The sequence below is a fragment of the Paenibacillus sp. B1-35 genome (genome assembly GCF_050474385.1).
GTDB classification, from domain to species: domain Bacteria; phylum Bacillota; class Bacilli; order Paenibacillales; family Paenibacillaceae; genus Paenibacillus_B; species Paenibacillus_B alvei.
In genome coordinates, this window is the sequence record NZ_JBCHVJ010000001.1 from 589507 (window position 1) to 601466 (window position 11960).

Genomic DNA, 11960 nt, shown 5'->3' on the forward strand with positions numbered 1-11960 from the left:
GACATTCAGTCATTTTATAGACAAAAAGTTAGGCCCTTGAACTACAGGCCCTGAATCCCAAGTGCGTGAGTGACGAAGGCGTATACTTCTTCCGCTTGCGCTTGTATTTCTGATTCATCTGCTTGATCGAACAGATATACTTGCTCAGCTGCGGATTCAATAGCTCCAATTACAATCCGTGCCGTTCTAGCTGTATTTAGCGATTTCCGAATTGTGCCATTGGCTTGAGCCTTTTCCAATAGTGCAGAAACCCAATCATAGTAAGGCTTATAAATGGATTCCCATTCCTTTAAATGCTCACTGGAAGCCAATCCTGCATACAACAGCGCTAATTGCTCTCGGCCATCATGATGAAGCTGGAATACGGTTGCAATAAATGATTTAACCTGTTCATGAACGGGGGCGTCCTGATCAACCGAGCTTTGCAGCGCCTCAATAATCTTCTGCACCATGACTTCTGCAATGGATGGCATGACAGCCAGCTTAGAAGGGAAGTAAAGATAAAATGTGCCCTGTGCAATACCGGCTCCCTTCACGATATCAGATACCTTCGTCTTTTCAATGCCTTTGCTGCACAATACTTCTATAGCCGCACGAACAATACGTTCCTTTTTGTCTTCGATGAGTATGACCTCCTTCTAACTCGATCACAAATGACTGACTATCATTCATTTTATTCGAAAGGCGATCATTTGTCAAAGATGATGATTCATTTATACTTTTTTGAAGAAGGGAGTCATAATGTACATACGAACTCGGCACAACGATTCGGAAAGTGAATGATTTTCGTTCATAATGCGGCTAAGTGAATTTACGCTTACTTTTAAGCTCGATAACGTTTATAATATATCGAGTACAAAGAATAAAAGAAAAGGTGTCATGAATGAGCATATTAAACGTAGAACGACTCAGCCACGGCTTTGGAGACCGTGCGATCTTCAAGGACGTATCCTTCCGCCTGCTCAAGGGCGAGCACATTGGACTTATTGGCGCCAATGGAGAAGGCAAGTCCACTTTTATGAATATTATTACCGGCAAGCTGCAACCGGATGAAGGCAAAGTTGAATGGTCCAAGCGCGTACGCGTCGGCTATCTTGATCAGCATGCCGTACTTAGCAAGGGATTAACGATTCGCGATGTATTGAGAAGCGCGTTCCAATATTTATTTGATATGGAACAAGAAATGAACGATATGTATGGAAAAATGGGAGACGTAACTCCAGAAGAACTGGAGAAGCTTCTAGAGGAAGTCGGTACGATTCAAGATACGCTCACGAATCAAGACTTCTACTTGATCGATGCGAAGGTCGAAGAGACGGCCCGCGGACTTGGCTTGGTTGATATCGGCTTAGATAAAGACGTACACGACTTGAGCGGCGGTCAGCGTACGAAGGTGCTGCTCGCGAAGCTCTTGCTTGAGAAGCCAGATATCCTGCTCTTGGACGAGCCTACGAACTATTTGGATGAGCAGCATATCGAATGGCTCAAGCGTTATCTGCAAGCGTATGAGAATGCGTTCATTCTCATCTCACATGATATTCCGTTCCTGAACAGCGTTATTAACCTGATCTACCATATGGAGAACCAGGAGCTTAACCGCTACGTGGGCGACTACGACAAGTTCCAGGAAGTCTATGAAATGAAGAAGCAGCAGCTGGAATCTGCCTATAAGCGCCAGCAGCAGGAGATCGCTGACTTGAAAGACTTCGTTGCACGCAACAAAGCCAGTGTCGCGACACGCAACATGGCGATGTCCCGTCAGAAGAAGCTCGACAAGATGGAAGTGATCGAACTGGCAAAGGAGAAGCCGAAGCCGCAGTTCAACTTCAAGGATTCCCGTGCTTCCAGCAAGCTTGTATTCGAGACGAAGGACTTGGTTATTGGTTACAATGAGCCATTGTCCCGTCCATTGAACCTCCGTATGGAGCGCGGCCAGAAGATCGCCTTCGTCGGCGCGAACGGTATCGGGAAGACGACATTGCTTCGCAGTATCTTGGGCGAAATTCCTGCAATCTCGGGCTCCGTAGAGAAGGGCGATAACCTGGACATCGGATACTTCGAGCAGGAAGTAAAAGATACAAACTACAATACATGTATCGAAGAAATCTGGAAAGAGTTCCCTTCCTTTACGCAATTCGAAGTACGTGCAGCACTCGCTAAGTGCGGTCTGACAACGAAGCATATTGAGAGTAAAATTGCTGTGCTTAGTGGTGGGGAAAAGGCGAAGGTTCGCCTGTGCAAGCTCATTAACGTAGAGACGAACTTGCTTGTACTTGACGAGCCTACGAACCATTTGGACGTCGATGCAAAGGAAGAGCTGAAGCGTGCTCTTAAGGCATACAAGGGCAGCGTCCTGCTAATTTCTCACGAACCTGAATTCTATCGTGATATCGTGACAGAAACATGGAACTGTGAGTCCTGGACAACGAAAGTATTTTAACTGATAATGTAAAAAACCGACTCTGACGCTATATGACAGAGTCGGTTTTTTTATTGTATGAATTCACATGAAACACTGCTTTGATAGTCCTTTGGTAGTCATACGAGTGCCATATACACCAATGCTAAAACTAGCATCTGAGTTTGCTTCCCGTTGAGATACCGAGCAGTTTAGCGAAATTCGTGAAGAAATTGACTCGGTTCTCTACTGCGGCTGGATTTGAGCCGTTACATTCCTGTGTCCCATTAATGGAACGGATAGTCTCCCCGAAGCCTGCGCCGTTGACAATTGCATTATGTGGAGTCATCGTTCCTGCTCCGTTCTGTGTGTTCCAGAACCACAAGGCCGTTTTCCATGCTACTGAAGAATCCTGCGCGACCAAGTCTGGATTGGTCAGTAGCGGAAGTCCCAATGCAGCGCCAGCGGCACCATAGTTGTAGTTCCAGCTTATTTGGAGCGGGCCTCTTCCATAGTACTGCTTACCAGGAGCACATGGATACTGAACATTTTTGTTATCGCAATAAAACGGATAATTTGCCGTATCCAACTCGACGATGTATTTTAAATGTCCTGTTTCTTGGGCTACATTTCCTAGAAAAGCAGCAGCTTCTTGTTTTTTAATCGTGTCGCTTCCTGTATTGGCAAAGGCAGGGTAGGAGGACAGAGCGGATACAAAACCGGAATAAGTATAGAATGGATTGCGGTTAGGAAACATTTGATTGAATTGAGCCTCGGTAACGACAAAGCCGCCACCGGTACCGTCAGAAACAGGTTTGCAAGTTTTACTGGAGCTTTGCGGCGAAGTAGTAACAGGAGTTGTCGTGTCATTCTGTGCGGCAACGGTATACGTATAGGTTGTTCCGTTCGTCAATCCCGTATCGGAAAAGGACAAAGCGCTGGTCCATTTATACCAATCGCCATTGCGATAGACGTCATAGCCTGTAGCGCCATTGATAGCATTCCAGCTTAAGCTGCAGGTTCCATTCGATGCACGAAGCGATAAAGTAGGGGCGGGCAATGTGCTGCCGCCTGAGGCAGTCGGCGTGCAAGCTTTGCTGGTGCTTTGCGGAGATGTCTCTACAGGACTAGTTTTATCATTTTGCGCAGCAACTGCATACGTATAGGTTGATCCGTTGGTCAATCCCGTATCAGCGTAGGACAACGTATTTGTCCATTTATACCAATTGCCATTGCGATAAATATCATAACCTGTTGCTCCATTAATCGCATTCCAGCTTAAGGTACAAGCTGCATTCGATGCACTAACCGCTAACGATGGGGCAATTAGAGCAGCAAAAGCAGTAAAAGGAAATGCAAGAATCGTTACGATCACAATTGCCAGCATGAATACTTTCTTATCGATCATCTTTTTCATAGAAAGCCTCCTTATATAGAAAATAAGAAGAAATAGAATCAAACAATTAGCCTTTATCACTCCTCACTTGAGATAATCTCAGGTTTTTGATCTCAACCTGGAATTTAAAAAGCTCCCATTCTTAGTGTAATATGTCTTGCGTAAAATCAATTACATAAAGAACAGGAATATCTACATGGTAAATAATAACATAATTTCAATAAGGATCAATACGGATTTTTCTGTTTTCCTTAAACAAAATATCGCCATACATATTAGAAAACGACAATCAGCAAGTGTAAGATACTGCGGGATTGCCGTTTCTATTAAAATATGTTTCTCCATCAGCTCTAAGCTTTTTGCAAGATAGTTCCAACTATACAGCTAATTCATTCTTAGTATCTAAAAAGATAGAATAAAGACTAGTCATGCTGAAGTCGGAAAAAAGTCACTTTTGTCTTACCGGATAGAAGTTATTGGCCATCCTTGTACATAGCCTCTGATTCGAAGTTTATCGGTAAGGTCTGGCGGTAACGGTGTAGAAGATTTAGTCGAGAATGTTGCTTGCGGATATGTGTCAACCGCCGACAAAGCTTCGCGCTCCTTCACATGGCCATCTCGCTGGTATTTCCGGAATCAAGCGAAGCCATGTCGACGACTCCTTCACCGGACATGACCGCCATATTCATCAGATCGACATTCCATTTTCCGTTCGGCTCATTAGTCGAGAACGTCTTTCCTGCCGGCTTCGCAGCGGAGTCCGTTCCATCTGCATTCACTGACGCATTTGGCATTTCCATTACAATCTCGACCTCAGCATTGCTGCTCAAATAACGGTCAAGCGCCGCATATGTGCCGAATCCGTGCGCAACGACCAAAAAAGCTAAAACTAAAATAATATGCTTCTTTTTCATATTTAATACAGAACGAACAAACGACTCTTTCGCAATTTGCGTCAGAGTCGTTTTTACATGGGAATGTGATAGAAAGAATATATCTTTTTCAATAGAGCAGATTAGAACAATTTTCATTCATGTTGTATGAAATAAGGATGCCATTATACCGACGGCTTCTGTGCACGATAGGAGCGCATCGTACCGAAGATAGTCGCAAACTGACCGGTTTGCTGCACATTCTCAAATCCACTTTCCTGGTACAATTCAGGAAGAATACCGTGGACGTGATCCCGGGTCGTTATGAAGCCATCCAGCCATTGAATCGGGTAAAAGGCAAGACGCATCAAACTATTTTGCGGTTTATCAAAATCAATGATATTAATCGTCCCGCCAGGACGCAAGGTACGATGCAGTTCTTCTACCGTTAGGCGCTTCATTTCGAGGGTTAAATGGTGGAAAAAGAGACTTGAAAAAACTTGATCCAAATGAGCATCTGGAAAAGGGAGATCCGTGGACATTCCTTGCTGAAAATCAATGTCCACCTTATTCTGTACTGCCTTATTCTTGGCAATCGCCAATATCTCTGGGTCAGCATCAAGCCCTACAATTTCAGCTTCCCTCTGCGCTTGCTTCAACATTAGCGTTAATGTACCCGTTCCACAAGCCAAATCGAGAATACGTTGACCTGGCTTTATATTCCCTTGCTGAACCAAATGGGTCTTGAACTTGTTCTCTTTCATAGCCCATTTTAACACCGGATCATATACAGGGGTTAACCAATGGAACTTCATAGCCGGAATATACCCTTTATTTTTCATGAATGCACAGCCCCTTTACTCCTAAGTTCGGATGCAGAAGTATGTAAAATGTGTAATGTGGGATTCATCATATATCATTCTTATTCTCCGTACTATATTAACATATTAAGGTAATTATGTCTGATCGATTGTATTTCCTTCCAGTGAAAAGTTCATATACATGACCCGGCAAGGTATAATACAAACGAAACATTTCCACTAAAGCCACCCTCCTTAACAGGTTGCTACAATGATACAAAATAACGAATGACCATATATAGGGGAGGTTCATGACGAAAATGGATGTTTTCAATACGCTGATTAGTTTTGGGAAGAAACCTGCGACCGCCCAAATTGGAGGATTCCTTCCTGAAGACAGCAGACGGAGCTGGTTTGGCGGTCATTTTTACATCCATCCAGAGTTAGGTTGGCCGACTGATCAAGACGGGCCAATGGTTCCCGTCTTACAGATTTATGTACCCGAGATTCCTGGCGGGATTGCCGGTGTATGGGAGTGCAGCTAATTACAAGTTTTCCTGAATTTATCCTGAAAATTTGCAAAGACCATGTTAATATATTACATGTTCATATATCCATGTAGTTACATACATTAACAGGAGTGGTGAAACATCATGTTGTCGAACAAAAGGATCAAAAGATGGAGCAGTGCCGTGTTGGCAGTTGTATTCTGCTTGAGTGCTGTAACTAGCGTCGCAGCTAGTAGTGTAAGCAAACCGCTGCCGAAGCCAAGTTGGCAAAAAAACTTGTCTGAGATGAATCAATTTATTGAGGCGCCCTATCATATTCCGAATACGAAAACCGTATATTTGGCATCGAATACCTATATCGCCTCTCAAACGAAAGTATGGGAAGCAGGTGTTGTCACTGCCGTAGATGAGAGCAGCGGCAAGCCAAAATGGTCTTTCACATTCTATCAAAAAGGAACTCCCTATCCATGGGGGACGAAGATTGCTTATAGCAAGATCGGCTCGGTGTACGCTCTCGTAAAAGATGGTCAAGGGACTAAATTATTCTCCGTGAATGCCTCCGGGAAAAGCAATTGGACAATTCCAGTACCGAATGCCGAGGACGTGCATGTGATGAACGATGGTACGATTTTACTAATCGACCCTGATAAAAAGGTTGCACCTACAGCGAAAAGCAAACCGCGAGCATATGCCTATAGTGCTAATGGCAAAAAGCTTGCTGAAGTGGCACTGGGACAGATATATAACGTCATTGGCGGTCAATATGTTGTGTCTCAAATCGGGGAGATCGGGAATTCGAAGGTAGCAGTGTATGGTTCGAAATTAAACAAGGTGTTCAATTACAATCTCCCTAATGGAGCGGTAACCTATGTAGGTGAAGCAACCTGGGTCATTAACAACAGTGATATTCTTCTCCGTGTGAATATACCAAAGAGCGGAAATAAATTGATTGCCCTCAATGCAAAAGGAAAAACACGATGGGAACGAGTTATTCCAGGAAATGCGTGGATTCAATCCATAGGACAAAATTATGTCGTATATGCAGATGGCGTCATGAGCTTATACAATGCTAAAGGCTTAGTCGCCAACACTTCCATCAAGTCTAATCTTCCGATACCTGCCATTTCCGAGGCATTGGATCATCATATTGTAATGAATATTGAGAATGGGAATAAAGTGCTGAACGGCAAGACTTTAAAAGTTATGTATGAATATCCATATGATGAATCATCTCGAAAGTATTATTATGCCGGCGATGGATACTTATATACGGTGACTAAAGGGTACCAGCTATCTCAATACAAATTGCAGCACTTAAAGTAGCGATATTTATTAGCAATCGTCAGGAAGCAGTTAATGGAATGAATATGTGGAAGACTCACAAGCAAAGCGACGGCGTTCTATGCAACCGCCGTCGCTTTGCTTGTGGTTATTCTGTTTGCTGCTTCACTTTACGACTCCATATCACAGATATCATAAGGGCTGCAAGCAGCACGATGGATGCAAAGATATACGGGGTGTTGATATTCATATCGAATAAATAACCGCCAATAGCAGGTCCTGCTATAATGCCCAAGCTTGTGTACGTTGAGTTCATACCTGCAACAAAGCCTTGATTATCTCCGGCCATTTTGGACAGCAAGGAGGTGACAGCAGGGCGTAGGATGTCGCATGCGAAAAAGACGATGCTTGTCACAACCATAATCGCTACATAACTGCTTACGAACACCGTTGCCAATATAAAGATGGCCGCTGTGGTTAAAGATGCGTGAATGATCTTTTTCTCGCCGAATTTCGCCACCATCCTATCAAATAACAAGATCTGAGCTGCCACACCCAATATAGAGCCGATTGTAATAATGAAGGCAATATCTTTGGCAGTAAAACCGAATTTTACATCGACAAAAAGACTGAACATCATCTCGTATGCCGCCAATCCAAAGGCCAATACAAATACGATTAATAACGGGATAAAATAGTTCGACTGCACAGACTTCTTCATTTCAGCCAAAAAACGGACTCGAACATTTTCTGCACGGCTATTTTCCATCTGTTCCTTCGATAACGATTCCTGCAGCATGAACAAGTAGAATAAGCCCGCTATGAAAGCAAATGCTGCCGCGAAGAAGAAGGGAGCACGTATGCCTAATTCAGCTATGAACCCGCCAAGGCCAGGGCCAATAATGAACCCGGAGCTAATGGCAGCAGCTTGATATCCTAATACTTTCGCCCGATTCTCCATTGTCGTTCGATCCGCGATATACGCAATTACAGCCGGCATGATGAAGGCGTCGCTAATCCCGCCCAATATACGCGAGGCAAACAGAACCCATGCCTGTGTACCAATTCCGAATAGTACCTCGGAGAATGAGAAAAGCATAAGACCGAATACAATCATTTTTTTCCTGCCGAAGGTGTCCACCCACACACCGGTAAATGGGGATGCGAACAGCTGCGCAAACGCAAACGCCGATACCAGGTATCCTACAGTCTGGCCGCTTATATGCATCTCCTTTGCAATGGAGGGCATGACAGGTACGACAAGACCAATTCCGACATAGGCAATAAATAAATTAAAGAGCACTAATGCTAATGACATTTTTTCTTTTGTGACTGAATGCATAATTGTTCCTCACTGTTCTACATAACAACGGAATGCAATAACTCTAATAAAGATTGTAATTTCAATTTGATGTTAGCGTTTTGTAGTAGATTCCTGCATAATTCGATTAATTTTGTTCAGGGTTTGGAGCATTTGCTTCAAATCCGCAAGTTCAATTTGGGAGAATAAAGTCCTGACAAAGGTTTCGTCCGCCTCATCAATCCATGCAGCATATTGCTGTCCTTCTGCTCCAAGCAGAATAAACGATTCGCGCAAATTGTTCGGATTGCTTTCACGGACGATAAAACCACGAGACTCAAGCTTGGACAGTACTTGACTAACCGCACTTTTGGAAATCGCGAAGGCATTTGCAATTTCATGTGCGGTTGTTCGCTCATGACGCATGATAAATAGCATCACATTTTCTTGTTGAACCGTTAATTGATACGCATCAATTTTACCGGCCCCTTTATTGTAGACCGTATAGTAATCTTGTATGGCGTCGTTAATGTCATGAACAACTCTACGGTAATCCGAATTCATGATAAGTCTCCTTCCGAATCATTATTATGGCTTGCAACTGCGAATAATATATTAAGTTAAGTTAACTAAACTATATAGATCTAATGCCCAATTGTCAATCTACTCTTATCTGTTGCATGTTCATTAACAAAATGTATACGATCATATTCAGCAATATAATTGTATACAATTAAGGAGTGTCCATTCATGAGCAATGATCGATTCAAGGAATTGACAAAAGAAGGGCATCATCGTGAAGAACATCAACGAGGCGAGCGTCATCGTGGCAGGGGAGATTCCCGCCTTCACAGACCAAAAACGTTTCGACGAGGCAGAGCGCTAGTATTCTTGGAAATGCTGATCTGAAGCGTTCTACTCTCAAGCAGCAGCTGGATCAGCCAGAGTTTGATCAATTCGTCCCATTTTAGTCGGCGTGCTGAGGGCAATCGATATGGTCATTAACGAATTTGTACAATGATTTGAAATCCATGAAAATGAAGAAATCAACAAACACATTCAAGACAAGCGCTCGAAGAGTACTTCAGATAAAGAGAATAAGGAAGGGGCAGACAGTGATGAGGAGGAATGATCACCGGTGAAACAAATAAATAGTTATATCGATACTGTTTTTTGCAGTCAAGATGCTCTCTTGGAGGAAGTGATTGCGTCTATCCAAGTAAATGGGATGCCCTCTATCTCTGTACCCCCGTCCTCTGGAAAGCTATTGACGATGCTTGTGTCCATCTCCGGGGCCAAAAAGGTGTTGGAAATCGGCGCATTAGGCGGATATAGCGGAATCTGCCTTGCAAGAGGATTCGGAGATGAAGGAAGATTAACCTCTCTTGAATTAGAGGAGAAATATGCGCAGCTAGCATTCAGCCATCTCTCCAAGGCCGGCTTCGCACAGCAAGTATCCTACATGACTGGCGAAGCCTTGCACAGTCTCAAGCAGTTGGCGAGTGCCCAAAAGCGGTTTGACTTCTTTTTTATCGATGCAGATAAGCAAAATTATGAAAACTACTTGCAGTATTGCATCCAGCTAGCAGAACCGGGTGCTCTCATTGTTGCAGATAACGTGCTTGCAGGCGGAAGTGTAGCTGATACCGACCCAGATGCTCAGCCAAAACAATATACGGAAATTATGAAGAAATTCAATGTGACCGTTGCCAATCATCCTCAATTAGAATCGGTGCTGCTGCCGATTGGTGATGGGATGACGGTTTCGAGAGTGAAAAAATGAATAGGGAATACTCGAATAAGCATAAAAAAAGTGCCTATAGTCGCATAAGGCACTTTTTTGTGATAACCTTTGGATACATTATCCCAAATGTTCAATCAATTGAGATAAAGGAACATTTTGCTCCTCTTCAGGAGCGTCGATTGGAAACACTCTCGCTGTTTGGCTGTCTGCATCTACATGTTGAATGTAAATTTGCCTTCCATTATAGGTGACGTTAGCTAGCTTTGGCGAGTTTGCAATTTGCCTAGCTCGTTGTGCGTTCATGCCGATACCCCCCGTAGTCTTACTGCAATAGGTATAGTGTACGCAACAATATAGAAATTAATCGGCATGGACACGACACTCACTATTTTAGCGGCAGTCCTTCTTTATAATATAAGTGGGGGTTTAAAATAACAAAAAAGATGTGCACGCCTGGGTATCCCCGCTCTTTTAACATTTCGTTCAATCGAAACGCAACCTGGTCATGCGTCTCCTGATCTCGCTGAAACATCATAATTTCAACAGATAATGGTGTGTTCGTAATAATGTGGACATTGAGCACCTCAATTTTGACCTTTTCCTGCTCAATATGAACAATGGAGGCAAAGTTTTCTACAACCTCAGGTGTAATCTCTTCTACGAATGAATCTTGAAATCCTTTGAAACGAATGTATGGCATATAAATCCCTTCAATCTGTTCTAATATATAAGCTATTGTGATTTTAGGCGCAAAGCTGATAAAAAGTCAATTCCCATACTCTCAAATTCATCGGCAAACTTATTTACCATTCACAAAAAATGATGAACATCGAGACGCGGAAGAGATAGAATAAGTCAAAGCCCATCCCGTTGAGGATGTAACGTAAGAGAATATCGATATTTGAGATCCTGTTTGATAGAACAGAATATTTTTAATACACTAGAAGGAAGATTCATTGTTTTACATATACAGTAGCAGAGACACCAAGAGGAGAGAGTGTGTGCATACATGGAAAAACAACTATTGAAATCCAACCTTGCCAACATGCTTAGTGTGATTAAGCTGGGCGAGAAGCTAAAATATGAACTGAGACATAGCTGGCTGTCTAACGGCAGGCAGGAAAGTGTTGCTGAGCATACGTGGAGAGTTTCGCTGATGGCCTTGCTTATTGAGCCTTATCTAGATCAAAAAATAGATACAGCGAAAATGTTGAAAATGATCATTATTCATGACTTAGTGGAGGCGGAGGCAAAGGACATCCCTGCATTCGATACCATGCAAAATGAACAATTAAGAAAGCAAAAAGTGATTAACGAGATGAAAGCGATAGAAAAGATTCGGGATACATTAACCGGCGATTTGGGATTGGACGTGTACGATCTATGGATGGAATTTGAACGCAAAGAGACTTATGAAGCCAAAGTGGCGAATGCGTTGGATAAGCTGGAGGCTCAAATCCAACATAACGAGGCAGATATAAGCACATGGATTGATATTGAATACGAAATGAGCTTTTTGATGGGCAAGCATACCGATTTTAGCCCTGTGCTAACCATGTTCAAAGAGATGATTGAGGCGGAAGCAGAAAACAAATTGCGCAGCGTCGGGATTGAAGTGGATCGATTCAAGAAATAATGAATAAAAGACCTCAGCGTTTTT

14 protein-coding genes are annotated in these 11960 nt (G+C 43.1%); 6 read left to right on the top strand and 8 right to left on the bottom strand.

Annotated elements, in window-relative coordinates:
* Positions 1 to 41 precede the first annotated feature (41 nt).
* Positions 42 to 623, bottom strand: coding sequence for a TetR family transcriptional regulator (locus tag ACQ5BJ_RS02610; protein ID WP_040736833.1), 582 nt, complete (start codon positions 621 to 623; stop codon positions 42 to 44).
* A 260-nt stretch (positions 624 to 883) separates the two neighbouring features.
* On the opposite strand from ACQ5BJ_RS02610, the gene ACQ5BJ_RS02615 reads away from it, so the two are divergent.
* Positions 884 to 2440 carry an ABC-F family ATP-binding cassette domain-containing protein gene (locus ACQ5BJ_RS02615; protein ID WP_005550852.1) on the top strand — a complete coding sequence of 519 codons (1557 nt, stop codon included), beginning with the start codon at positions 884 to 886 and terminating at the stop codon, positions 2438 to 2440.
* A 130-nt stretch (positions 2441 to 2570) separates the two neighbouring features.
* On the opposite strand, the gene ACQ5BJ_RS02620 is transcribed toward ACQ5BJ_RS02615, so the two are convergent.
* From ACQ5BJ_RS02620 to ACQ5BJ_RS02630, 3 genes are all read right to left on the bottom strand, one after another.
* Complete coding sequence (locus tag ACQ5BJ_RS02620; RefSeq protein WP_430108298.1) at positions 2571 to 3815, bottom strand: glycoside hydrolase family 19 protein; 1245 nt, start codon at positions 3813 to 3815, stop codon at positions 2571 to 2573.
* Positions 3816 to 4399: 584 nt separating this feature from the next.
* Complete coding sequence (locus tag ACQ5BJ_RS02625) at positions 4400 to 4708, bottom strand: hypothetical protein (RefSeq protein WP_268593691.1); 309 nt, start codon at positions 4706 to 4708, stop codon at positions 4400 to 4402.
* A 143-nt stretch (positions 4709 to 4851) separates the two neighbouring features.
* Positions 4852 to 5508 (bottom strand): class I SAM-dependent methyltransferase, encoded by a 657-nt coding sequence (locus ACQ5BJ_RS02630; RefSeq protein ID WP_289355532.1) that lies wholly within the window; start codon positions 5506 to 5508, stop codon positions 4852 to 4854.
* A 269-nt stretch (positions 5509 to 5777) separates the two neighbouring features.
* On the opposite strand from ACQ5BJ_RS02630, the gene ACQ5BJ_RS02635 reads away from it, so the two are divergent.
* Together ACQ5BJ_RS02635 and ACQ5BJ_RS02640 are read left to right on the top strand one after the other, a co-directional pair.
* On the top strand, positions 5778 to 6011 hold the full coding sequence (locus ACQ5BJ_RS02635; RefSeq protein ID WP_268620240.1) for a hypothetical protein: 234 nt from the start codon (positions 5778 to 5780) through the stop codon (positions 6009 to 6011).
* 108 nt (positions 6012 to 6119) lie between these two features.
* A complete protein-coding gene (locus tag ACQ5BJ_RS02640) occupies positions 6120 to 7298 on the top strand; it encodes a PQQ-binding-like beta-propeller repeat protein (RefSeq protein ID WP_430108301.1) in 1179 nt (392 codons plus the stop codon).
* Positions 7299 to 7404: 106 nt separating this feature from the next.
* Here ACQ5BJ_RS02640 and ACQ5BJ_RS02645 read toward each other — a convergent pair whose 3' ends face one another.
* Both ACQ5BJ_RS02645 and ACQ5BJ_RS02650 read right to left on the bottom strand, forming a co-directional pair.
* Complete coding sequence (locus ACQ5BJ_RS02645) at positions 7405 to 8598, bottom strand: MFS transporter (RefSeq protein WP_430108304.1); 1194 nt, start codon at positions 8596 to 8598, stop codon at positions 7405 to 7407.
* 72 nt (positions 8599 to 8670) lie between these two features.
* Entirely contained in the window at positions 8671 to 9120 is a 450-nt protein-coding gene (locus ACQ5BJ_RS02650) for a MarR family winged helix-turn-helix transcriptional regulator (RefSeq protein ID WP_005550844.1), read from the bottom strand.
* A gap of 186 nt (positions 9121 to 9306) precedes the next feature.
* Here ACQ5BJ_RS02650 and ACQ5BJ_RS02655 point away from each other — a divergent pair, with 186 nt between their 5' ends.
* Together ACQ5BJ_RS02655 and ACQ5BJ_RS02660 are read left to right on the top strand one after the other, a co-directional pair.
* Entirely contained in the window at positions 9307 to 9465 is a 159-nt protein-coding gene (locus tag ACQ5BJ_RS02655; protein ID WP_430108307.1) for a hypothetical protein, read from the top strand.
* A gap of 229 nt (positions 9466 to 9694) precedes the next feature.
* Positions 9695 to 10339, top strand: coding sequence for an O-methyltransferase (locus ACQ5BJ_RS02660; RefSeq protein ID WP_005550841.1), 645 nt, complete (start codon positions 9695 to 9697; stop codon positions 10337 to 10339).
* Positions 10340 to 10417: 78 nt separating this feature from the next.
* Here ACQ5BJ_RS02660 and ACQ5BJ_RS02665 read toward each other — a convergent pair whose 3' ends face one another.
* Positions 10418 to 10603 carry an H-type small acid-soluble spore protein gene (locus tag ACQ5BJ_RS02665; RefSeq protein ID WP_005550839.1) on the bottom strand — a complete coding sequence of 62 codons (186 nt, stop codon included), beginning with the start codon at positions 10601 to 10603 and terminating at the stop codon, positions 10418 to 10420.
* A gap of 82 nt (positions 10604 to 10685) precedes the next feature.
* Positions 10686 to 11000: a DUF1904 family protein gene (locus ACQ5BJ_RS02670; RefSeq protein WP_005550837.1), complete on the bottom strand. Its 315-nt coding sequence runs from the start codon at positions 10998 to 11000 to the stop codon at positions 10686 to 10688.
* Positions 11001 to 11309: 309 nt separating this feature from the next.
* Between ACQ5BJ_RS02670 and ACQ5BJ_RS02675 the strand changes: the two genes are divergently transcribed.
* Entirely contained in the window at positions 11310 to 11936 is a 627-nt protein-coding gene (locus tag ACQ5BJ_RS02675) for an HD domain-containing protein (protein ID WP_268620239.1), read from the top strand.
* Positions 11937 to 11960 lie beyond the last annotated feature (24 nt).